At 67.7% G+C, this 22832-nt stretch carries 18 protein-coding genes; 14 read left to right on the top strand and 4 right to left on the bottom strand.

Going from position 1 to position 22832, the window contains the following annotated elements; genetic code table 11:
* Positions 1-71 precede the first annotated feature (71 nt).
* The 9 genes from AC5RU7_RS05735 (at position 72) to AC5RU7_RS05695 (ending at position 10906) form a co-directional block, all read left to right on the top strand.
* Positions 72-293 (top strand): acyl-CoA carboxylase subunit epsilon, encoded by a 222-nt coding sequence (locus AC5RU7_RS05735; RefSeq protein WP_494051615.1) that lies wholly within the window; start codon positions 72-74, stop codon positions 291-293.
* A gap of 63 nt (positions 294-356) precedes the next feature.
* Entirely contained in the window at positions 357-2048 is a 1692-nt protein-coding gene (locus tag AC5RU7_RS05730; protein ID WP_494051481.1) for a DUF885 domain-containing protein, read from the top strand.
* A 144-nt stretch (positions 2049-2192) separates the two neighbouring features.
* Positions 2193-3644, top strand: a complete 1452-nt coding sequence (locus AC5RU7_RS05725; protein WP_494051480.1) for a dicarboxylate/amino acid:cation symporter — start codon at positions 2193-2195, stop codon at positions 3642-3644.
* 200 nt (positions 3645-3844) lie between these two features.
* A complete protein-coding gene (locus tag AC5RU7_RS05720) occupies positions 3845-4516 on the top strand; it encodes a TetR/AcrR family transcriptional regulator (RefSeq protein ID WP_494051479.1) in 672 nt (223 codons plus the stop codon).
* Between the two features lie 16 nt (positions 4517-4532).
* Positions 4533-7055 carry an MMPL family transporter gene (locus AC5RU7_RS05715; RefSeq protein ID WP_494051478.1) on the top strand — a complete coding sequence of 841 codons (2523 nt, stop codon included), beginning with the start codon at positions 4533-4535 and terminating at the stop codon, positions 7053-7055.
* Between the two features lie 44 nt (positions 7056-7099).
* A complete protein-coding gene (locus AC5RU7_RS05710; protein ID WP_494051477.1) occupies positions 7100-7747 on the top strand; it encodes a Maf family protein in 648 nt (215 codons plus the stop codon).
* 130 nt (positions 7748-7877) lie between these two features.
* Entirely contained in the window at positions 7878-9686 is a 1809-nt protein-coding gene (locus AC5RU7_RS05705) for an acetyl/propionyl/methylcrotonyl-CoA carboxylase subunit alpha (protein ID WP_494051476.1), read from the top strand.
* 15 nt (positions 9687-9701) lie between these two features.
* The gene (locus AC5RU7_RS05700) at positions 9702-10142 is read left to right on the top strand and encodes a YybH family protein (protein WP_494010560.1); all 441 of its coding nucleotides are present in this window, start codon (positions 9702-9704) and stop codon (positions 10140-10142) included.
* Positions 10143-10174: 32 nt separating this feature from the next.
* Positions 10175-10906 carry a glutamine amidotransferase gene (locus tag AC5RU7_RS05695; RefSeq protein ID WP_494051475.1) on the top strand — a complete coding sequence of 244 codons (732 nt, stop codon included), beginning with the start codon at positions 10175-10177 and terminating at the stop codon, positions 10904-10906.
* 151 nt (positions 10907-11057) lie between these two features.
* On the opposite strand, the gene AC5RU7_RS05690 is transcribed toward AC5RU7_RS05695, so the two are convergent.
* Positions 11058-12470: an MFS transporter gene (locus tag AC5RU7_RS05690; RefSeq protein WP_494051474.1), complete on the bottom strand. Its 1413-nt coding sequence runs from the start codon at positions 12468-12470 to the stop codon at positions 11058-11060.
* A gap of 277 nt (positions 12471-12747) precedes the next feature.
* Here AC5RU7_RS05690 and AC5RU7_RS05685 point away from each other — a divergent pair, with 277 nt between their 5' ends.
* The 3 genes from AC5RU7_RS05685 to AC5RU7_RS05675 are packed head-to-tail and all read left to right on the top strand — an operon-like array spanning position 12748 to position 18000.
* The gene (locus tag AC5RU7_RS05685; RefSeq protein WP_494051473.1) at positions 12748-14217 is read left to right on the top strand and encodes an MFS transporter; all 1470 of its coding nucleotides are present in this window, start codon (positions 12748-12750) and stop codon (positions 14215-14217) included.
* A 1-nt stretch (position 14218) separates the two neighbouring features.
* Complete coding sequence (locus tag AC5RU7_RS05680) at positions 14219-16444, top strand: molybdopterin oxidoreductase family protein (protein ID WP_494051472.1); 2226 nt, start codon at positions 14219-14221, stop codon at positions 16442-16444.
* Positions 16441-18000 carry an FAD-dependent oxidoreductase gene (locus AC5RU7_RS05675; RefSeq protein WP_494051471.1) on the top strand — a complete coding sequence of 520 codons (1560 nt, stop codon included), beginning with the start codon at positions 16441-16443 and terminating at the stop codon, positions 17998-18000. Before AC5RU7_RS05680 ends, AC5RU7_RS05675 begins: the two co-directional genes overlap by 4 nt.
* Positions 18001-18066: 66 nt before the next feature.
* Here AC5RU7_RS05675 and AC5RU7_RS05670 read toward each other — a convergent pair whose 3' ends face one another.
* The 3 genes from AC5RU7_RS05670 to AC5RU7_RS05660 form a co-directional block, all read right to left on the bottom strand.
* Positions 18067-18252, bottom strand: a complete 186-nt coding sequence (locus AC5RU7_RS05670; protein WP_494010566.1) for a PspC domain-containing protein — start codon at positions 18250-18252, stop codon at positions 18067-18069.
* An 8-nt stretch (positions 18253-18260) separates the two neighbouring features.
* Complete coding sequence (locus tag AC5RU7_RS05665) at positions 18261-18521, bottom strand: hypothetical protein (RefSeq protein WP_494051470.1); 261 nt, start codon at positions 18519-18521, stop codon at positions 18261-18263.
* Positions 18522-18660: 139 nt separating this feature from the next.
* On the bottom strand, positions 18661-20076 hold the full coding sequence (locus tag AC5RU7_RS05660) for an NAD(P)H-quinone dehydrogenase (protein ID WP_494051469.1): 1416 nt from the start codon (positions 20074-20076) through the stop codon (positions 18661-18663).
* A gap of 103 nt (positions 20077-20179) precedes the next feature.
* Here AC5RU7_RS05660 and AC5RU7_RS05655 point away from each other — a divergent pair, with 103 nt between their 5' ends.
* A complete protein-coding gene (locus AC5RU7_RS05655; RefSeq protein ID WP_494051468.1) occupies positions 20180-20998 on the top strand; it encodes a purine-nucleoside phosphorylase in 819 nt (272 codons plus the stop codon).
* Positions 20999-21066: 68 nt separating this feature from the next.
* Entirely contained in the window at positions 21067-22818 is a 1752-nt protein-coding gene (locus AC5RU7_RS05650; RefSeq protein WP_494051467.1) for a phospho-sugar mutase, read from the top strand.
* Positions 22819-22832 lie beyond the last annotated feature (14 nt).

Here is a 22832-nt window from a genome sequence, read left to right as displayed (position 1 = left end):
AGCAGCCGTTGGCTGAGCCTGGGCCCACCGCCGCCGGGTTCCCTGACCGAGCCCGCGAGGTTAGGGAGCGGCTGGGGAGGGAAACCCCTGAAACTGCGGCGCCCCTGTTCTCGGTGGTCAAGGGGCAGCCGGACGCCGAGGAACTGGCGGCGCTGACCGCCGTCGTACTCTCCCTGGGCGGTTCGGCACGTGCTCCGGCGCGCACGCCCACCGTCCGCCACTGGGTGCGGCGGCAGCAGCTGCGGCTCGCCCCCACACCGGGACCTGGCGCCTGGAAGCGCAGCCGGGGCTGACCGGCCCACCGCAAAGCCACCCGGGTGCTTTGCTTACCTCCGGACCCCCGTTAGTCTCGGGAGGTGACTACCGAGACCGCTCCTGCCGCCCGCCCTCACACCCGCATTGACGCCGTGGCGGACGCGTACACCGACACGCTCGTCAGCCTGAACCCGTCGCTGGCCACAACACTGGGCGTGCCGGGACACGAGACCGAATTCCAGGACTTCTCCCCCGCAGGCATCGCGGGGTTCGCCGAGGCCGCGCGGAAGGCCCTGTCCGACCTGGAAGGCCTGGAGCCCCGGGACGAGGTGGACACCGTCACGCTGGATGCCATGCAGGAGCGGCTCGGCCTGCAGCTGCTGATCCACGCCTCCGGCTGGGACTACGCCGACCTCAACAACATCGCCTCGCCCGCACAGGACATCCGGTCGATTTTCGACCTGATGCCCACCGCCACCGAACAGGACTGGGCGAACATCGCCGGCCGCGCGCACAACGTGCCCGGCGCCATCGCCGGCTACATCGAATCCCTGCGGTCCGCCCGCGACGCAGGCCGGGTCGCCGCCGCCCGCCAGGTGAAGATCGTCATTGACCAGGCCACCAGGTACGCGGCTGCTGACGGCTTCTTCGCCAAGCTTGCCGCCGGTGCTGCCACGGTCGAAGGGCCGCTGGGGGCGGACGTGCAGCAAAAGCTCGACGCCGGTTCGGTCGCCGCCCGCGGTGCCTACACCCGGCTCGCCGAATTCCTCCGCGACGAACTGCTTCCTGCCGCCCCGGCAAAAGACGCCGTGGGCCGGGCACGCTACGCCCTCGCCTCCCGGGCTTTCCTCGGCGCCGTCGTGGACCTGGACGAAACGTATGCCTGGGGCGTTCAGGAGCTGGACCGCATCATCGCCGAGCAGGAGGAAGTGGCCGCCGCCATCAAGCCGGGTGCGGGCATTGCCGAGGCGAAGGAGATCCTCAACAGCGACCCTGCCCGCCGGCTCAAAGGCACCGAGGCGCTGCGGGAATGGATGCAGGAACTTTCGGACAAGGCCGTGGCCGAACTCGCCGGCGTGCACTTTGACATTCCGGACGTCATGAAGAAGCTGGAGTGCCTGATCGCACCCACGGACGAGGGTGGCATCTACTACACGGGCCCTTCCGATGACTTCAGCAGGCCCGGCCGGATGTGGTGGTCCGTGCCGGCCGGCGAGGACTCCTTCACCACCTGGGCGGAAACCACCACCGTCTACCACGAAGGCGTCCCGGGCCACCACCTCCAGGTGGCCACTGCCACCTACCGGCGTGAACTGCTGAACAAATGGCGCCGCAACATCTGCTGGACCTCGGGCCATGGCGAAGGATGGGCCCTGTATGCGGAACGGCTGATGCAGGAACTGGGCTACCTCAACGACCCCGGCGACCACATGGGCATGCTGGACATGCAGCGGATGCGCGCGGCGCGCGTGGTGTTCGACATCGGCGTCCACCTGGAACTGGCCGTGCCCCCGCGCTGGGGCTCGGGGACCTGGACACCGGAAAAGGGGTACGCATTCCTGAAGCAGAACCTGGCCATCAGCGAGGGACAGCTCGACTTCGAGTTCGCACGGTACCTCGGCTGGCCGGGCCAGGCCCCCTCCTACAAGGTGGGGCAGCGGCTTTGGGAACAGATCCGTGCCGAACTCGAGGCCCGGCCCGGATTCAACCTCAAGGACTTCCACACCCGCGCCCTCAACGTAGGTTCCGTCGGGCTGGACACCCTGCGGCGAGCTCTGCTCGGGAGACATTAAGCACACCCCGGCCGGGAATAAGTAACAATGGGTGGCGAATTCCCCGGTTTTCCGCGGAACCTGACACGGAAGAGCAAAAGAAGGCGCGTAATATTTCTCAACATGCTTTCGGCGTGATATGCGGAGTGGTCCTAGCGTAATCGGGTGAGCACATCGACCCGTCCCTCAGATACCGCAGGAAAGACCGGCTTCCAGCTCCCCAAGTGGGCTGGTTCATTCGGCTTCCAGATCATCGCCGCCCTCGTCGTCGGTCTCGGACTCGGCCTGCTGGCCAAGTACACCGGCAGCACCAAGGCTGCTCCCAACGGCCTCGGCGCCACGCTGCAGACCATCGGCTCGAGCTACGTCTCCCTGCTGCAGACCGCCGTCGTTCCCCTGATCTTCACCGCAGTTGTCAGCTCCATCTCCAACCTGCGCCAGCTGTCCAACGCTGCGAAGCTCGCCTGGAACACCCTGCTCTGGTTCGCCATCACCTCGTTGATTGCCGTGCTGATCGGCATCGGCCTGGGCGTGCTCCTGCAGCCCGGCGCCAACACCGGGATCACCGAGGAGGCGAAGTACTCCGGCAAGTCAGGTGACTGGTGGTCCTTCCTCATCGGGCTGTTCCCCAAGAACTTCCTGGGCCTGGGTGCCACCTCCACGGTGGCTGAATCCGGCGCCGTCACCACGTCCGTAAGCTTCAACGTCCTGCAGATCCTGGTGATCGCCATCGCCGTCGGCGTGGCCGCGCTGAAGGTGGGCAAGGCGGCAGAACCTTTCCTGAACCTGAACGCCTCGGCCCTGGCCGTCATCCAGAAGGTGCTGTGGTGGATCATCCGCATCGCTCCCCTGGGCACCGTCGGGCTCATCGGCAACGCGGTGGCCGTTTACGGCTGGGACACCATCGGCTCGCTGGGCAAGTTCACGGCGGCCATCTACCTGGGCCTGGCCCTGGTGCTCTTCGTGGTGTACCCCGTCCTGGTCCGCACCCACGGGCTCTCCATCAAGCAGTACTTCTCGGGCGTCTGGCCGGCAGTCCAGCTCGCCTTCGTGTCCCGCTCCTCGGTGGGCACCCTGCCGCTCACGCAGCGGGTCACCGAACGCAGCCTAGGCGTTCCCCGCGGCTACGCCTCCTTCGCCGTGCCGCTGGGCGCCACCACCAAGATGGACGGCTGCGCAGCCATCTACCCGGCCATCGCCGCCATCTTCGTGGCACAGTTCTTCGGCATCCAGCTCGATTTCAGCCAGTACCTGCTGATCGCCCTGGTTTCCGTCCTGGGCTCGGCCGCCACCGCCGGAACCACCGGTGCGGTGGTGATGCTGACGCTGACCCTTTCCACGCTGGGACTGCCGCTGGCCGGCGTCGGCCTCCTGCTGGCCATCGACCCCATCCTGGACATGGGCCGCACCGCGGTGAACGTGGCAGGCCAGGCGCTGGTCCCCACCATCGTGGCCAAGCGCCAGGGCATCCTGGACGAGTCGCTGTACAACGCGCCGCGCAACGGCACCCCGTTCGTTGATGACAGTGACGCCGCTGCCGCACAGTCCGCCGGCACTCCGTCTGACGGAACCAGCACGGACACCGCACCCCGCGAACTGCAGGATGCGAAGGCCTAAGCCGGGCCGAGTGTGATCGGAGGAAGTCCCCGGGAAGAACATCCCGGGGACTTCCTTTTGTTAAGCCCTGTTTCTGCGTGCCGGGTTTCCGGGCAGTGCCTGCCGCCGCCGATCCAGGTTCTGTGCATGCTGTCAGCAACCTTTATTCCTGCTGTGAAAATAAGTTGCCCGGAGTGCAAAGTTGCACATAGTGTAAGAACGTGACCACTGCCTCTCCTGTCCCCCCTGACCCGGCCGCGCCTCCCTCCCGGCGCGAGCTCAACAAGGCCGCCACCCGCAAGGCGATCACCGACGCCGCGCTTGGCCTTCTGCGGACCAACGGTCCCGGCAACTTCACGGCCGAAGACATTGCCGAGGCCGCCGGAATCTCGCGGCGCACGTTCTTCAACTACTTCAGCAGCACGGACGCCGCCCTGGCCTCCATCACGCATGCTTTCCTGGACAACGCCATCCAGCAACTGAGGCTCCGGCCCGCGGACGAAGCTGTCCTGGATTCAGCCCAGGCCGCGCTGATGGCCCTCGCGGATCCGGAAGCCATCGCACCCCTTGCCGAGCTGTTCACGCTGACCCAACAGACCCCGCTCATGTCGCATACCGAGCTTGAAGCCTGGGACCACTGCAGGGCACAGGTTTTCGCCATCGCCCGCGAGCGGGTGGCGGGCCGGCGCGGCGGGCAGGACGAACTGTACATCCACGCCCTTGCGGGCTCCGTCATCTCCGGCGGCAAGGCGGCCCTGGAAGTTTGGTTCGGCCGCCGCGGCCGGGACCTCTCCCCTGCCTCCCTCGCAGAACTGCGCCAGCTGCTCATCGACGCCATGGCCCTGCTGGGCGCCGGCTTCAACGCTTCCCCGTCAGACTCCCGTTCCTCCTGATCAGATCGGTTCCCTCATGGCACTGTTCCTTTACCGCCTTGGCAAGTTCTCCTACCGCCGGCGCTGGCTGGTCATCGCACTGTGGCTGGCCGCCCTGGTGGCTGTCGGCGGTTCCGCCGCGGCCTTCCACGGCACCCTTTCCAACAACTTCCAGATCCCGGGCACCGAAACCCAGCGGATCGCGGACAAGCTGAAAGAGGACCTGCCCTCGGCCTCCGGCGGCACCGCCACCATTGTTTTCGAAGCCCCGGAGGGCGGCTTCACGGACGAGGGCCGGGCCGCCGTCACCGGCGCGCTGCAGGAGCTCGAGACCCTGCCGGACGTGCGCGGAACCGTGGACCCCTTCGCCACCCAGGCGCAGGTGGACCAGGCAGGACAGGCGGTCACCGAGGGCCTGCAACAGCTTGCGGCCGGCCAGGCACAGCTTGACGCCTCCCGCGCCGCACTTGAGGCCGGCAAGGCTCAGCTGGAGGCGGCCGAACAGCAGCTGGCCGCGGCCGGCGCCCCGGCTGCCCTGGTGGAAGCCCAGCTGGGACAGCAGAAAGCGGAGCTGGCGGCAGGCCAGGCCAGGCTCCAGGCCGGCCAGCAGGAGCTCGAGGCAAACAAGGCGAAGCTGGAACTGGGCAAGCGCCAGGCAGAAGCATCGTCCGCCATCCGGTTCGTGTCCGAGGACGGCCGGGCCGCCGTCGCGCAGGTGCAGTTCAACGCCTCCATCAACGGGCTGAGCCCCGAAACCCGGCAGCAGGTGCAGGACATCGCGCACGGAACCTCCTCCGCTGGCGTCACCGCACTGGCCAGCAAGGAAATCACCGAGGACATCTCCGAACTCTTCGGCGCCGCCGAGATCATCGGCATCGCCGTGGCGGCCCTGGTGCTGATCATCATGCTCGGAACGCTGGTGGCGGCCGGCCTGCCCCTGCTCATGGCGGTGGTGGGCGTAGGCGTGGGCGTCGGGACCACCTTCGCGCTGTCCGGCCTCTTCGACATGAGCTCCATCTCGCCCATGCTGGCCCTCATGCTTGGCCTGGCCGTGGGCATCGACTACTCGCTGTTCATCGTGAACCGGCACCGCACCCAGCTCCTGGCCGGGATGGACCCTGAGGAGTCCGTTGCGCGCGCCACCGGCACGTCCGGCAATGCCGTGGTGTTTGCCGGCCTTACGGTCATCATCGCCCTCGCAGCCCTGGTGGTTCCCGGGCTGCCGTTCCTCGCGGTCATGGGCCTCGCGGCCGCCGGCACCGTTGCCGTGGCGGTCCTCGTGGCCATCACCCTCACCCCGGCCATGCTGTCGCTGATTGGCCGCCGGATCATTTCCCGGCGGGCCTGGGCCAAGGCGGAGGCGCACAATGCCGAGCCCGGGCACGAGGCAGCGGACGAGGCGGCCGACCGTGAAGGCAGCACGCGTGGCTGGGGCGGCCTGGTCACCCGGCATCCGGTGCTGGCACTGCTCGCCGGAGTGGCCCTGCTGGGGGCCCTTGCCCTGCCCGCCGCCCAGCTGCAGCTCGCCCTGCCTGACGGCGGTTCGGAACCCGTGGAATCCGAGGCCTACCAGGCCTACGACCTGACGGCCCGGAGCTTCGGCGAAGGCGTCACCGGCCCCGTCGTGGCTGTGGGCGAGTTCCCCGCCAACCTTGACGAGGCCCAGGCGCAGGCCCTCCAGTACGACGTCGCGGACAAACTGCGCTCTGTCGATAACGTGGTAGCCGCCGTGCCCGTCGCGCTCAGCGAGGACCGCCGGACGGCCGTCTTCCAGGTCATCCCTAAGGAAGGCCCGGCCAGCGCAAGCACCGTCCAGGTGGTCTCCGAACTGCGCGGCCTGAACGATGAGATCCAGGCAGAACACAACGTGTCCATGGGCCTCACCGGCCAGACCGCCGGCAACATCGACGTCTCCACCAAGCTCGGCGAGGCCCTGCCGCCCTACCTGGCGATCGTCGTCGGCCTTTCCCTGATCCTGCTGCTGCTCGTGTTCCGCTCCATCGTGGTTCCGCTGCTCGCCACCGGCGGTTTCCTGCTCTCCCTCGCCGCGGCCTTCGGCGCCGTGGTGGCCGTCTACCAGTGGGGGTGGCTGGGAGGCGTGTTCGACGTCGCCAACCCCGGGGCCGTCCTGAGCTTCCTGCCCATCATCCTGATCGGAGTCCTGTTCGGGCTGGCCATGGACTACCAGGTGTTCATCGCCTCCGGCATGCGCGAGGCCTACATGCACGGCTCGTCCGCCAAGGAAGCAGTACGGGTGGGCTTCCGGCACGCCGCAGCGGTGGTCACAGCCGCCGCGATCATCATGGTGAGCGTGTTCGCCGGCTTCATCTTCAGCCACCTCACCATGGTGCGGCCGCTCGGCTTTGCGATGGCCTTCGGTGTCCTCCTCGACGCCTTCGTGGTCCGCATGACCATCGTCCCGGCGGTCATGTACCTGCTGGGCGAAAAGTCCTGGTGGCTGCCCCGCTGGCTGGACCGGATCCTGCCCGACGTGGACGTGGAGGGGGCCCGGCTTCGCCGGCCGGAGGCTGCGGAGGCATCGGGCGAGCTGGTCCACTGACTCCGGCTCCGGTGCGCGCGGGCGGGACGGACTAGGCTGGAGGCGTGGTCCGCCTGATACTTGCCTCCCAGTCCCCCGCCCGCACCAAGCTCTTGGCCGAGGCCGGCATCCAACATTCGGTCCTGGTCTCGGACGTGGACGAGGCCGCCGTCCAGGCACACTACGGCGTCACCGACCCGCACGACACCGCGCTGCTCCTTGCCCGGGCCAAGGCCGAAGCCGTGGCGGCACTGCCCGAAGCCGACGGCGCGCTGGTTCTTGGTTGCGATTCGGTTTTCGAGTTTGACGGCGAGGCACACGGCAAGCCGTACACCACGGACATTGCGCGCGAGCGGATGCTCCGGATGAGCGGCAACGCGGGAGTCCTGCACACCGGGCATTGGCTGGTGGACTGCCGGGACACGGACGGGGACGACGACGGCGGGGAGCCCGGCTCGGGCGCCACGCTTGGAGCGGTCGCCTCCGCCGAGGTGGCGTTCATGGAAATGGAACCTGAGGAGATCGACGCGTACATCGCCACCGGCGAGCCCCTGCACTGCGCCGGCTCCTTCACGATAGATGGCCTCGGCGGGGCGTTCATCCGGAAGGTGGACGGGGACCCGCACGCCGTCGTCGGCCTTTCCGTCTCCACCCTCCGGGGCCTGCTCGCCTCCGCTAATGTCCGCATCACCGACCTCTGGCCCGCGCCGTAAATCATCACCATTTCGAGGCATCTTGTAGCTTCCCTACAAAGCCTTCCCGGTTTACACGCGGATTCCGCAAGTAATATCGGCGAAACCTCCAAAAGCGCGCTAGGCTCCCTCAAGGAAAGAAGGAGACGCCTTGTCAGCAATTTTGGAGCAGTCCGCAGGAACCACGCAGTCGACCCTCACAAAGGTGCTGATCGCAAACCGCGGTGAAATCGCCGTGCGTATCATCCGCGCCGCCCGCGATGAAGGCATCGCATCCGTGGCCGTCTACGCCGACCCGGACCGCGACGCCCTGCACGTCCGCCTCGCTGACGAGGCTTACGCCTTGGGTGGCAACACCGCAGCCGAGTCCTACCTGCTGATGGACAAGATCATTGACGCTGCCCGGCAGTCCGGCGCGGACGCGATCCACCCCGGCTACGGCTTCCTGGCCGAAAACGCCCAGTTCGCCGCGCGCGTGATCGAGGCGGGCATCACCTGGATCGGGCCGTCCCCGGAGGCCATCTCCGCCCTCGGCGACAAAGTCCAGGCCCGGCACATCGCCGAAAAGGTGGGCGCTCCCCTGGTTCCCGGCACGGCGGATCCCGTGGAATCCGCCGAAGAGATCCTGGCTTTCGTGGACCAGCACGGCCTTCCGGTGGCCATCAAGGCGGCCTTCGGCGGTGGCGGCCGCGGCATCAAGGTGGCACGGACCCGCGAGGAGATCCCCGAGCTCTACGATTCCGCCGTCCGTGAAGCCACTGCGTCCTTCGGCCGCGGCGAGTGCTTCATTGAGCGCTTCCTGGACGCACCCCGCCACGTTGAAACGCAGTGCCTTGCCGACGCCTACGGCAACGTGGTGGTGGTTTCCACGCGTGACTGCTCGCTGCAGCGCCGCAACCAGAAACTCGTGGAGGAAGCGCCTGCCCCGTTCCTGACGGAGGAGCAGAACCGGCGGCTCTACGAATCCTCCAAGGCGATCCTCAAGGAAGCCGGCTACCTCGGCGCCGGCACCTGCGAGTTCCTGGTCGGCCAGGACGGCACCATCTCCTTCCTCGAAGTGAACACCCGGCTCCAGGTGGAGCACTGCGTCTCCGAAGAAGTCACCGGCATCGACCTGGTCCGCGAGCAGTTCCGGCTGGCCCGCGGCGAGAAGCTCGGCTACGGCGACCCCGAGGTCCGCGGCCACTCGTTCGAGTTCCGCATCACCGGGGAAGACCCGGGCCGGAACTTCATGCCCGCCCCGGGAACAATCCGGGTTTTGAAGAACCCCACCGGCCCCGGCGTCCGCATCGATTCCGGCATTGAGCAGGGTGACGTGATCAGTGGCAACTTCGACTCCATGCTGTCCAAGCTGATTGTCACCGGTGCCAGCCGGCCGCAGGCCCTGCAGCGCGCCCGCCGCGCCCTGGAGGAAATGGTGGTGGAGGGTATCCCCACCGTCATCCCGTTCGATCTGGCAGTGGTTTCCGATCCCGCGTTCGCCCCGGCAGAGGGCCCGTTCAAGGTCCACACCCGCTGGATCGAGACGGAATTCACCAACAACCTGCCGGCTTGGACCCCTGACGGCATCGCCGAAAGCGAAGCTGCCGAGGACCGCCAGCGCGTGGTGGTCGAGGTGGGCGGCAAGCGCCTCGAAGTAGTGCTGCCCGCGTCGCTGGCTTCGGCAGGCACGGGATCGGCGGTGGCGGCCAAGCCCGCCAAGTCCAAGAAGCGGTCCCGCTCCGGCGGCCCGGCCGCCGCGACCGGCAACGCCCTCACCTCTCCCATGCAGGGCACCATTGTGAAGGTGGCGGTGGCCGACGGCGACATCGTGGCCGAGGGTGACCTGGTGGTGGTCCTGGAGGCCATGAAGATGGAACAGCCCCTGACCGCGCACCGCTCCGGCACCATCACGGGCCTCACCGCAGCAGCCGGCGAAACGGTCAGTGCCGGCGCCGTCATCGCCATCATCGAAGACTAGCCGCCGGAGGCAATCATGCTCGCACCCAGCTTTCAGGAAGAAGTGGACCGCTACCACGCTGCGGTTCCCGAGATCACCCGGGGCAACCCGGAACCCATCAAAGAGCTGTACTCGCGGCTCGACGACGTCACCCTGGCCAACCCCTTCGGCGGCGTCGCCCGGGGCTGGGCCCAGGTGGAGGCCCGGCTTGACCAGGCCGCGCGGCAGTTCCAGGACGGCGAGATGCTCGGTTTCGACACCATCACGTCCTACAAGGCCAGCAACACGGCGTTCCTGGTGGAAACCGAACACTTCCGTGCCCGCCTTGACGGTGCCGGCGTCGCCGAGGAGTTTGCGCTCCGGGTTACCAGCGTGTTCCGCCGCGAGGAAGGCTACTGGAAGCTGGTGCACCGGCATGCCGATCCGGCTGCCAGGCCGCAGTCACGCCGTTCCCTGAGCCAGCCGGCCAACAGCTGACAGGCGGCCGCGCAGCAGGGCACACTTAGCAGATGCTGCCATTCCTGCTGCTCGCGTCCAGGGCCGAAGATGCCGCGGCGGAGGACGAGTACGACGCGTATCTCCGGTACGGCCGCCTGGAGCCGCAGGAACTCCACCGGATCCGGCTGGAGGCGGCGCCGATGCCCGGCCTTGACCTCTCGCGTTACTCCGGCGTGATTGTGGGCGGCAGCCCGTTCACGTCCAGTGACCCGCCGGCGGAGAAGACTGCTGTGCAGCACCGGGTGGAGCGTGAGCTTTCCGGGCTGCTGGATGAGCTGGTGGCACGGGACTTCCCCTTCCTCGGGGCCTGCTACGGCGTGGGGACCCTCGGCAGGCATCAGGGCGCCGTGATCGACCGGACCTACGGCGAACCGCTGGGCGGCGTCGAGATTGAACTTACCGACGCCGGCCTGGCGGACCCGCTGCTCGAGGGGATGCCGCGAAGCTTTCCGGCGTTCACTGGGCACAAGGAGGCCTGCACTGTCCTGCCGCCGCACGCCGTGCTGCTGGCGCGGTCCGCGGCCTGCCCGGTCCACATGTTCCGCATCCGGAAAAACCTGTATGCCACCCAGTTCCACCCTGAGCTGGATGTGGAGGGCCTCATCACCCGGATCGACATCTACCGGTATGCGGGCTACTTTCCGCCTGAATCGGCTGAGGAGCTGATGGACAAGGCCCGGCAGTACACCGTGACGGAACCCATGAAGATCCTGCGGAACTTCGTGGCCCGCTACGCCCGGTGACCTGCACTATCCGCCGTGCCTTCCCGCCGTCGTGCCTTCCCGCCCGGTTACTGCGCCCCGGACAACGAAGTGCCCGGCGCACTCCCCTGTTGACGGGGAATGCGCCGGGCACTTCAGCCACTAACCGGGCCGGAACGCACGGGACCGGATGTCAGGCCACGTTGTTCTCGTAGTCGGTGTCCTTGGTCTCGCGGGTGATCCACAAGGCGATGAAGGTCAGCACCGCGGCGGCGGCCATGTAAACACCCACCAGCCAGGTGCTTCCGCCGGCGGCCTGCCAGAGGGCAATGGCAATGAACGACGCCGGAGCTGCCCCGATCACGCTGGACAGGTTGTAGGCGATTGCCGAGCCGGTGTACCGGACGTTCGCAGGGAACAGTTCCGGCAGGATCGCTGCCATGGGTCCGAAGGTCAGGCCCATCAGGGTGAAGCCCACGATCAGTCCGATGATGGCGGCAGCGGCACCCGGGCCGAACATCGTGAACCACAGCAGCCCGAAGACAAAAATGCCTGCGGTCACGCCGAGCAGGAACTTCCGGCGTCCCCACTTTTCGGCCAGCGGGCCTGATACAAGGGTGAAGATCCCGAAGAACACGACGCCGAGGATCAGCATCCAGAGGAAGTCACCGCGGGCGATGCCCAGGCCGGGGACGAAGTTGGCAACCTCTGCTGCGGACATCGGCTTGCCTGCCTTCTCTGCTGCGGCCTGGGCGGCCTCTACCGAAGCCGGCTTGGTGCCGTAGGTCAGGGTGAAGGAGGTCATCACGTAGAACAGCACGTAGGTGGCCAGCATGATGAACGTTCCGGCCAGCACCGGACGCCAGTGGTTCTTGAAGGTGGCTGCGAACGGAAGCTTGGCCACCTTCTCCTCGGTCAGGACCTTCTGGAAGGAGAGGCTCTCCACGAGCTTCAGCCGGACGTAGAGCCCCACAATGACCAGCACGGCGCTCAACAGGAACGGTACGCGCCAGCCCCAGGCCAGGAAGTCCTCGGCGGAGAGCGCGAAGTTGAGCCAGATGAAAAGGAGGTTGGCGAGGATGAAGCCGATGGGGGCACCGAGCTGCGGGAACGTTCCGTAGACAGCCCGCTTGCCTTCCGGGGCATTCTCGGTGGCCAGCAGGGCGGCGCCGGACCATTCGCCGCCCAACGCCAGGCCCTGTGCAAAGCGGAGGACCACCAGCATGAGCGGAGCCAGAATTGCCCAGCCGGGCACCGAGGCCGTGGGCAGCAGCCCGATCAGGAAGGTGGCGATACCCATCGTCAGCAGCGAGGCTACCAGCGTGCCTTTGCGGCCGAACTTGTCACCGAAGTGGCCGAAGAGAACCGAGCCGACCGGGCGCGCGATAAAGGCGACACCGAAGATGGCGAAGGAACTCAGCAGGGCATTGATGTCCGTGGCCTGCGGAAAGAAGAGCCGCGGAAAGACCAGCACGGACGCCGTTGCGTAGATGTAGAAGTCGTAGAACTCGATGGTGGTGCCGATAAGGCTGGCGAAGATGACTTTGCCTTTGGAGTTCACCGGCTTCTTGGAACCGGGCACCGTTGAGGCTGCGGTGGATGACATATGCGAACGCTTTCGTGAGAACCCGCCGGACGCAGGGATAGCCCCCGGCTCGAAATAGTTAGAGTTCGATCTTAGTTCCCGTGGTCCAGTCAATGGACGAAAGGTCCAGGATGCGGACGCGTGTCGTCCGTCTCATTGTGTGGAGCCGCGGGACATCCTAACGATGGCCCCAGCGGGCCGATAGGCAAATGTCACAACGCGTTAACATCCGGCGTCGGTCTGTGAAACGCGCCGTCCCTACCTTGGAAGGACAACATCCCCCCGAAGGAGGTAACCCGTGACTGTCGACCGCACCGCAGATGCCGGCACTGGCAATTCCCTGGACCTTGACGATGCACAAGGGCCAGCAGCCGCATCCGCCAGCGCACAGCCCGGCACTACCCGCACCACCGACGCTCCCGCCCTTGAATTCCGTCCCGGCCGCTGGATCGCCAACTGGGATGCCGAAAACAAGGAGCAGTGGGAAACGGCAGGCCGCTCCATCGCCCGCCGCAACCTGAACTGGTCCATCTTCGCCGAGTTCCTCGGCTTCGTCGTGTGGCAGCTGTGGTCCATCGTGGTGGTCCAGCTCCCCTCCGCCGGATTCGCCTTCTCCACGTCGGAAATCTTCTGGCTCATCTCCATGCCCAGCCTGGTGGGCGCCACGCTCCGCATCCCCTACACCTTCATGGTCCCCCGCTTCGGCGGCCGCAACTGGACCATCGTCTCCGCCCTGCTGCTCCTGATCCCCTCCATCGGCCTGGCCCTGTGCGTCTCCAACCCGGAAACGCCGTTCGGTGTCATGCTGCTGATCGCCGCCCTGGCCGGTTTCGGCGGGGGTAACTTCGCCAGCTCCATGGCGAACATCACCTTCTTCTACCCGGCCCGTGAAAAGGGCTGGGCGTTGGGACTGAACGCAGCCGGCGGCAACATGGGTGCCGCCGTCGCGCAGCTCGCCGTCCCGATCGCAATCACGCTCCTGGCCGCCGGCACCGTCAACCTGCCCATAGCAGGCTTGATGTGGGTTCCGCTCATCCTGCTCGCCGCCTTCGGCGCCTGGAAGTACATGGACAACCTCACCAGCGCCAAGGGTGACGTGGCCGGCTCCGTCGCGGCGCTCAAGGAACCGCACCTGTGGATCATGGCGCTGCTGTACATCGGCACCTTCGGCTCCTTCATCGGCTTCGCCGGCGTGTTCCCCAAGCTGATCAAGGACTACTTCCCGGAGTTCTCCTCGATCGCCGTCGGTACCGTCGCCCTGTCGCTCGCATTCCTCGGGCCCCTGGTGGGCTCCTTAGCACGCCCCTACGGCGGACGCATGGCCGACCGCATGGGTGGGGCGCGGATGACCGTTACGGCCTTCGCCGCGATGGGCGTCATCACGCTGACCATGATCTGGACCCTGCCGCTGAAGAACTTCTGGCTCTTCCTGGCCCTGTTCCTGATGCTCTTCACCGCCAGCGGCTTCGGAAACGGGGCCACCTACCGCATGATCCCGGTCATCTTCGCCACCTCCAGCCGGGCAGCCAAATCCGGGGCAAGCTCGGTGGCCACCCAGCGACTGGCATCCTCGGCACTGGGCCTGATCTCCGCGATCGGCGCCTACGGAGGCTTCGTCATCCCGCAGGTGCTGAACGCATCGAATGCGGCCAGCGGCTCCTACACCCCGGCCTTCTACGGCTTCGTCGCGGCCTACGCCCTGATGCTCGCCGTCTGCTGGTTCTGCTACATCCGCAACGCCAACCGAAATGCGATGGGACACGTCTAACATGACCAACAGCGCCGACACGCACTGCCCTTACTGTGCCCTGCAGTGCGCCATGACGCTCACGTCTCCAGCGGAACTGGCCCCGGCTCCCCAGCCGGGGCCAGTCCCCGTGCCGCTCCTGCCCACCCTGCAGTCCTCCGCCCCGGCAGCTGCGGCAACGGCTGCCCTTGAGGTCAGCGGACGCGATTTCCCCACGAACCGGGGCGGCCTGTGCCGCAAGGGCTGGACCTCCGCAACGCTCCTGAACCACCCGGGCCGGATCACCGAGCCCCTCCTCAAAGGTGCCGACGGCGTGCACCGGCCCATCAGCTGGGACCATGCCCTGGACCTCGCCGCGTCCGCCGTCAGGGACGCACGCGCACGCTACGGTGCCGACGCCGTCGGCGTGTTCGGCGGCGGCGGCCTCACCAACGAAAAGGCGTACATGCTGGGCAAATTCGCCCGGCTGGCCCTGCGCACCTCGCGCATCGACTACAACGGCCGATTTTGCATGTCCTCCGCGGCGGCCGCGGGAATGCGCGCCTTCGGGGTGGACCGCGGCCTGCCCTTCCCGCTGGAAGCCCTGGACACGGCCAGCACCATCCTCATGCTTGGCTCCAACGTGGCCGAAACCATGCCGCCCTTCGTCCAGCACCTTAAGGGAGCGCGCGACGCCGGCGGGCTGATTGTGGTGGATCCGCGGCGCTCCGCCACAGCCGCGTTCACGGCCGACGGCGGCGGCCTCCACCTCCAGCCCCTGCCGGGCACCGACCTCACCCTCCTGCTGGGCATCTCCCACGTGGTCATCCACGAAGGCCTGGTGGACACCGCCTTCATCGAGGAACGCACCTCGGGCTACAGCGCCGTGGTCCGCAGCGTCAACTCCTTCTGGCCCGAACGCGTCCAGTCCCTTACGGGCGTCCCCGCCGACCTGGTCCGGGAGACCGCCCGCAGGCTTGCCGCCGGCGCCCGCCAGGGCGGCAGCTACATCCTTACCGGCCGCGGCGTGGAACAGCACACCGACGGCACCGACACCGCCACCGCCGCCATCAACCTCAGCCTCCTGCTGGGCCTGCCCGGTTCCGCACGCAGCGGCTACGGCACGCTGACCGGCCAGGGGAACGGCCAGGGCGGCCGCGAGCACGGCCAGAAGGCCGACCAGCTGCCCGGCTACCGCAAGATCACCGACCCCGCCGCCCGCGCCCATATGGCCCGCGTCTGGGGCGTTCCGGAGGAAACCATTCCCGGTCCCGGCCTGCCTGCGGTCCAGCTCCTGAAGTCGCTGGGACAGCCCGACGGCGTCCGGTGCCTTTTCATCCACGCCTCCAACGTGGTGGTTGCCTCCCCCGACGCGAACGCCGTGACCGCCGGCCTGCGGAGCCTGGACTTCCTGGTGGTCTGTGACTTCTTCATGTCGGAGACCGCCGCGGAGGCCGATCTCATCCTCCCGGTGCTCCAGTGGGCGGAGGAGGAAGGCACCCTCACCAACCTCGAGGGACGGGTCCTCCGCCGCCGCCGCGCCCTGGCCCCGCCCGCCGGCGCCCGCAGCGAACTGTGGATCATGGCACGTCTGGCGGAGCGGCTGGACGCCCCGTCCACCTACAGCGAGGACCCCGAAACCGTCTTCGAGGAACTGCGGCTCGCCTCCGCCGGTGGCCTGGCCGACTACTCAGGCATCGATTACGCGATGCTGGACCGCGGGGAAGCTGCCTACTGGCCCTACCCTGCCGGCAGCACCGGCACGCCCCGGTTGTTCCGGGACCGCTTCGCCCACCCCGACGGCAAAGCCGTGATGACCCCCGTGGTGCCCCGCCGCCGTCGTACGCCTGCCCCCAACCCTGACCCCGCAGCGAGAACCATGACCCTCATCACGGGCCGGCTGCTGGAGCACTACCAGTCCGGTGCGCAGACACGGCGTGTCACCGAGCTGCTGGCATCCCGGCCCGAGGCGAAGGTCCAGGTCCACCCCGCTGCCGCCGAGGCCATGGGCATCACGGCCGATTCCCTCGTGTCCGTGGCCAACGAGCGCGGCGAGGTGGTGTGCAGGGCCGAGCTCAGCAACGACATCCGGCCGGACACGGTCTTCCTGCCGTTCCACTTCCCCGGACTGGGCAGCGCAAACCGCCTGACCGAGGCGGCCACGGACCCCACGTCCGGGATGCCTGAGTTCAAGTTCAACAAGGTTTGGGTGCGGGCCGTGGCTGCACCCCTTTCCAGCAAGATGCTTCAAACGACGGAGGCCTCATGAGCGAGCAGGTTGTCATTGTTGGATTCGGCCCGGTGGCTGCCCGGCTGGTTGACGAACTCCTCCCCGCCGTACGTGCGGGGCACGTGGGGCTGACCGTGGTGGGCGAGGAAGCTGAAGCCGCCTACAACCGCGTCCTGGTGGCGGACCTGGGCGTTGGCCGCACCACAGCCGATGCCCTCGCCCTCTCCGACGCCGCCGCATTGGTGGCCGAAGGCGTTGACGTCCGCCTGGGTGTCCGTGTCCGGCGCGTGGACCGCGCCCGGCAGCAGGTCCTCCTTTCCGGTGGGGACTCCATCCACTACGACCGGCTGGTGTTCGCCACCGGTTCACGGCCGGTCATCCCCAACCTGACGGGCATCAACCCGGACCCCGCCTCACCCGTCCTGCCGGCCGGTGTGACTGCCCTGCGCGACCTTCGCGACGCTGACGTGCTCCGCCGGGCGGTGGACGGCGGCAAGCGTGTGGTGGTCCTGGGCGGCGGCGTTTTGGGCTTGGAAACAGCCCTTGCCGCGGCCGAGGAAGGCGCCACCGTGACGGTGGTCCACAATGGCCCGCACCCGCTGGGACGCAACATCGACCGCAGCGGCGGCGCCGTCCTGGCCGCGGGTCTGCGCCACTGCGGCGTGCGGATGGCTGGAAACGCGCGCTCCACCGGGGTTGAGCACAACGCTCCCGACGGCGGTTTCTCGGCGCTGCTGCTCGACGACGGTTCGGCGATTGACGGGGACCTCCTGGTCATCTCGTGCGGCGTCCGTCCCCGCACCGAACTGGCCGAAGGCTGCGGGCTCTCCACCGCAGCCGGCATCCTGGTGGACCACCGGCTCCGCGCCCACCATGAACCGCACATCTTTGCCATCGGCGATTGCGCGGAGGTGCGCTGCCCGGACCCGGACTGTGCTGCCTGCCGCAACGCCAAGGGTCCGTCCGGCCTGGTGGGTCCCGGCTGGCGCCAGGCCGAATGGCTGGCGGCGTACCTGGCCCTGCTCGCCACCGGCGCGGTCGATGACGCCGAAGTCCTGGCGGAACTGCCGGCGGAGCAGCCCGGCGTTATTGTCCTGAAGGCGCGCGGCCTGAGCATGGCTGTGGCCGGCAACAACAGCGCAGATCCCTGGGACGAGGAAGCCCTGAACGCCGGCGCTGCGAACGGGCGTCCCCGGCTCCAGGTGGCCCAGTGGGCGGATCCGGAACACGGCCGCTACGTGAAGATGACCACCCGGGGTGGCGTCCTGGAAGGGCTGGTGGCCGTGGGCATGCCACGGACCGCCGCCGAACTGGTGGGGTTGTTTGAGCGTTCGGCCGAGCTGCCGGCGGACCGGTCGCTGCTGCTGCGGCTGGACGGGCCGGACCAGCTGCCCGGAGCCGGTACCGCCGATCCTGCGGGCACCGTGTGCCGCTGCGCGGGCGTCAGCGGCTCTGCCATCCAGGACGCCGTCTCGGAGGGCTGCTCCACCGTGGCTGAGGTCTCCAAGGCGACCCGCGCCGGAACCGGCTGCGGCGGCTGCCATGAGGACATCAAGGGGCTGATCGAAAAACATTTCTCCCCAGCCGTCTCCTGAGTGAATCGCCCGGCCCGCAGATGGGTTGGCCCCGGAACTTCCGGGGCCAACCCATTGCTTTGTTTGCTACGCCGGCGCCTTCGGGATGATGATCCACAGCGCGATGTAAACCAGTTCGCCGATCCCCACCAGGCCGAAGATCACGAAACCCAACCGCACCAGGAACTTTGGAAGGCCGAACCGGGCCGAGAGCGCTGCGCAGACGCCGCCGATCATCTTGCCGCGGCGGGGCCGTTCAAGAGCCATTGCCATGATCCCGCCTACCCTTCAGCCCCGGCCTCGGCAGCGGCGGAGAGTTCTCCGCCGGCCACTGCTTCCGCGAACTCGGTGAGGTCCGGCCCCGGCTGGAAGTCGACGAACTGCGGCTTCAGCTTCTCGTACAGGAACTTGTACACCTCGTCCTTGCCGGCGTCCGACAGTGACGATGCTGCTTCACGGACCGCTTCCTGCAGCGCCCTGTCGGCGTCCAGCAGGATTTTCTCGCGTGCCTGCTCGTTCCACTTGACGTCCTGCAGTTCCATGGGATTCTCCTCGCGTCGTCGGCTGATGCAGGGACGGCCGGAAATTCGTAATCGGAATTCCCGGCCGGTCCTTGAAGGAGTCTATGCAGGCGGCCGCAGCAGGGTCCAGACTTTCCCGCCCCCTGCCGGTACCCCGCTGTTACAGGTGCACGTGCAGGCGCCGCGCCGCCTCGGAAATGGACCCGGTCAGCGACGGGTAGACGGTGAAGGTGCTGGCCACATCGTCCACATGCAGCTTCTGCTTCACGGCGATGGAAATGGGGAAGATCAGCTCCGAGGCGTTGGGCCCCACCACGACGCCGCCGATCACCGTGCCGGATCCCTTGCGGGCGAAGATCTTCACGAACCCGTCCCGGGCGTTGCGCATCTTGGCCCGGGCGTTGCTGCGCAGCGAAAGCTTCACCACATCGCCCTGGTACTTGCCCGAATCGATCTCCGCTTCGGAGACCCCCACGTTGGCGATCTCGGGGGAAGTGAAGATGTTGGAAGCCACCTGGTGCAGCTTCAGCGGAGTAACGACGTCACCCATGAAGTGGGCGACGGCGATCCGGCCCTGCATGGCTGCCACGGAGGCCAGCGGCAGGACGCCGGTGCAGTCCCCGGCGGCGTAGATGTTCGGCGCACTGGTCCGGGAGACGCCGTCGACCTTGATATGGCCGCTCTCGCTCAACGCCACGCCCGCCTCTTCCAGTCCGATGCCGGCTGTGTTGGGGATGGAGCCCAGGCAGAGCAGGCAGTGGCTGCCGGCCACCTTGGAGCCGTCGCTGAGGGTGACCACCACGCCGTCCTCCGTGCGTTCCACGGATTCCGCGCGTGAACGCGACATGACGCGGACGCCGCGGCGTTCGAACACTTCCTCCAGCACCACAGCGGCATCCACATCGGACCCGGGCAGCACGCGGTCGCGGCTGGAAACCAGCGTGACCTTTGAGCCAAGGCCGTTGTAGGCCGAGGCGAATTCCGCGCCGGTGACACCGGAGCCCACCACGATCAGGTCCTCGGGCAGCTCGTCCAGGTTATAGATCTGGGTCCAGTTGAGGATGCGTTCACCGTCCGGCCGGGCGGTGGGCAGCTCACGCGGATGCGCGCCGACGGCCAGCAGGATGGTGTCTGCCTCCACGATCTCGGTGCCGTCCAGGGTGATGACCTCGATGGTGTGGTTATCCAGCAGCCGGCCGGAACCGGTCAGGATGCGCACGCCCTGGCCCTCGAGTCCGTCGTGGATGTCCATTGACTGGCTGCGGGCCAGGTTCAGCAGGCGGTCATTGATGTGCTTCAGGTCCGCGCGCATCACCGGGACGAAGTCGCCGCCGTCGACGTCGAACTTCACGCCCAGCTCGCCTGCCTCGGCAACGCGCGTCATCAGGTCCGCGGTGGCGATCAGCGTCTTGGACGGCACAACGTCCGTCAGGACGGCGGATCCGCCCAGGCCTGCGCGCTCGATGATGGTGACCTGCGCTCCCAGCGAGGCGGCCACCATGGCGGCCTCGTATCCGCCCGGACCACCTCCCAGGATTGCGATCCGGGGTGAACTGAAATCTGGATGCGTAGTCACAATCAATCATTCTCGCCCATCACCGCCGCAGCACCAAGAATTCCACGCTCCGCCGCGGCCGCCTGTGGTGGGCGCAACAGGAGCGGCAGGATAACTTGTACTGGTGAGTACAACAGACTTCCTGAACACGGATCCCTTCGCCTCGGCCCGGGCCGCTGCCGATTACATCGCCGAAGAAACAGGAGTGGACCGCCACGACGTGGCGCTGGTGCTTGGCTCCGGCTGGGGCGCCGCAGCCGACCTGATCGGTGAAACCACCGCCACCCTTTCCGCCGAAGAAGTCCCCGGTTTCCACGCCCCCGCCGTGGAAGGGCATGTTGGCACCATCCGCTCGGTGCTGGCCAGGGACGGCAAGCGCGCCCTGGTCCTTGGCGCCAGGACGCATTACTACGAAGGCAAAGGGGTACGCGCCGTTGTGCACGGCATCCGCACCGCAGCCGCCGCAGGCTGCCGCACGCTGGTCCTCACCAACGGCTGCGGCGGACTCAACGAGGACTGGGCTCCTGGCACGCCGGTACTCATCAAAGATCACATTAACCTCACCGCGGCGTCCCCGCTGGAGGGGGCCACCTTCGTGGATCTGACAGATCTCTACTCCTCCCGGGTCCGCAACCTTGCCCGGGAGGTGGACCCCACCCTCGACGAGGGGGTCTACGCCCAGTTCAGCGGGCCCCATTACGAAACGCCGGCGGAAGTGCAGTATGCCAAGCGGATTGGCGCCGACCTGGTAGGCATGTCGACGGCGCTGGAGGCCATCGCAGGCCGGCATGCCGGCATGGAGGTGTTCGGGATTTCGCTGGTCACCAACCTTGCCGCCGGCATCAGCCCGCAGCCGCTCAGCCACCAGGAGGTCATCGAATCGGGAGAGGCAGCAGGCCCGCGGATCTCCAGGCTCCTCGCCGATATCATCGCCAAGCTCTGAAAGCGGCGGCGCCCAAACGGGCTCCGCGTTGCGCGGAGTAAGCGGACAATGACGATAGCGTTATGCCCATGACGTCTTCCGATGCCGATTTCCGCCTGCTCGACGAAGCCCGCACCTGGGCCTCCCAAGACCCGGATCCCGCAACGTCGGCGTCCCTCCTTGACTTGGTCAGGCTGGTGGAAGAGGGTGATCCTGCCGCCCGGCAGGAACTCGAAGACAGCTTCCGCGGCACCCTCCAGTTCGGCACGGCCGGCCTGCGGGCCGCGCTCGGCCCCGGGCCCAACCGCATGAACCGCGTGGTGGTCCGGCGTGCCGCGGCGGGCCTGGCAGCGTTCCTGGCGGACGCAGTGGGCCGGGCCTCCCGGGGAACCCGGCCTCGCGCCGTCGTCGGGTACGACGCCCGCTACAACTCGGACATTTTCGCGGCGGAAACCGCGGCCATCTTCACTGCTGCCGGTATCGAAACCTTCCTGATGCCCTCGGCCCTGCCAACCCCCGTGCTGGCCTACGCCGTGCGGGCGTTGGGCTGCGACGGCGGCGTGATGGTCACCGCCAGCCACAACCCCCCGCAGGACAACGGCTACAAGGTGTACCTGGGCCGCCACGCCGTACCTGACAGCGGAAATGGCGCCCAGATCGTCACCCCCTATGACATAGAGATCGCGGCCCGGATCAGCGCGGTGGGGCCGCTGGAGTCGATCCTGCTGGCACCGGAGGGTTGGACCGTCCTGGACGGCTCCATCGCCGCGGAGTACCAGCGCGCCACGGCCTCCCTCGCCCTGCGGGACCACTTTCCCTCCCGGGACCTGCGCGTCGTCCTCACTCCCCTGCACGGCGTGGGCGGCGGAACAGCACGGGCCGTGCTTCAGGCCGCGGGCTTCAGCGATGTCACCCTGGTGGCCGAACAGGCAGAGCCGGACCCCGGCTTTCCCACCGTCAGTTTCCCCAACCCGGAGGAACCCGGGGCACTGGACCTCGCCGTGGAAACTGCAGCGCGGCTGGATGCCGACATCGTGATCGCCAACGACCCCGATGCGGACCGGGCCGCGGTGGCCGCAAAGGACCCGGACACGGGGGCCTGGCGGATGCTGCGGGGAGATGAAGTGGGGGCACTGCTGGGCGCCCACGTGGTGGCCCGGCTGGCTGCCACTGCCCCCGGCGGTGAGGCCCAGGGCGTGAGCGGCGTTTTCGCCAATTCCATCGTGTCCTCGCGGCTGCTGGCCAGGATCGCCACGGCCGCCGGCTACGCCCACGAGGAAACGCTCACCGGATTCAAATGGATTTCCCGGGTACCCGGGCTGGTTTACGGTTACGAGGAAGCCCTCGGCTACTGCGTGGCACCGGACGTGGTGAAGGACAAGGACGGCATCTCCGCCGCGGTCCTCATCGCCGAGCTTGCGGCGACAGCCAAGGCCGAGGGGAAAACCATCTTCGACACCCTCGATGAGCTGTACCTGAAGCACGGCCTGCACGCCAGCGACCAGCTCAGCATCAGGGTCGCCGACCTGGGGCTCCTTGACGCGATGATGAACCGGCTCCGGGTGTCACCGCCGGAATCCTTCGGATCGTCCACGGTGGAAGTCTTCACGGACCTTGCCCAGGGCACGGACCAGCTGCCGCCCACCGACGGCCTGCTGTACGTGACCCGGGACCTGACGCGCGTGATCATCCGGCCCAGCGGCACGGAGCCCAAGCTCAAGTGCTACGTGGAAGTGATCCACCAGGCTGCCTCCGCCGCGGAACTGCCCGCCGCCCGGCAGGCAGCCCGGGCATCGCTGGATGCTGTGCTCCGCGACGTCAGCGAGGCGCTGGGACTTTAAGCCGTGAAAGGGGC

This window comes from Arthrobacter sp. K410C, from assembly GCF_059090105.1.
Note: the sequence above shows the minus strand (reverse complement) of the source record. Positions and strands in the feature narration are given on the sequence as shown.

Excerpts from the sequence above, each read along its gene's own strand:
- AC5RU7_RS05670 (WP_494010566.1), bottom strand. The coding sequence starts at position 18,252 with ATGGCAATGGCTCTTGAACGGCCCCGCCGCGGCAAGATGATCGGCGGC.
- AC5RU7_RS05665 (WP_494051470.1), bottom strand. The coding sequence starts at position 18,521 with ATGGAACTGCAGGACGTCAAGTGGAACGAGCAGGCACGCGAGAAAATC.
- AC5RU7_RS05675 (WP_494051471.1), top strand. The coding sequence starts at position 16,441 with ATGAGCGAGCAGGTTGTCATTGTTGGATTCGGCCCGGTGGCTGCCCGG.
- AC5RU7_RS05715 (WP_494051478.1), top strand. The coding sequence starts at position 4,533 with ATGGCACTGTTCCTTTACCGCCTTGGCAAGTTCTCCTACCGCCGGCGC.
- AC5RU7_RS05650 (WP_494051467.1), top strand. The coding sequence starts at position 21,067 with ATGACGTCTTCCGATGCCGATTTCCGCCTGCTCGACGAAGCCCGCACC.
- AC5RU7_RS05695 (WP_494051475.1), top strand. The coding sequence starts at position 10,175 with ATGCTGCCATTCCTGCTGCTCGCGTCCAGGGCCGAAGATGCCGCGGCG.
- AC5RU7_RS05690 (WP_494051474.1), bottom strand. The coding sequence starts at position 12,470 with ATGTCATCCACCGCAGCCTCAACGGTGCCCGGTTCCAAGAAGCCGGTG.
- AC5RU7_RS05700 (WP_494010560.1), top strand. The coding sequence starts at position 9,702 with ATGCTCGCACCCAGCTTTCAGGAAGAAGTGGACCGCTACCACGCTGCG.
- AC5RU7_RS05680 (WP_494051472.1), top strand. The coding sequence starts at position 14,219 with ATGACCAACAGCGCCGACACGCACTGCCCTTACTGTGCCCTGCAGTGC.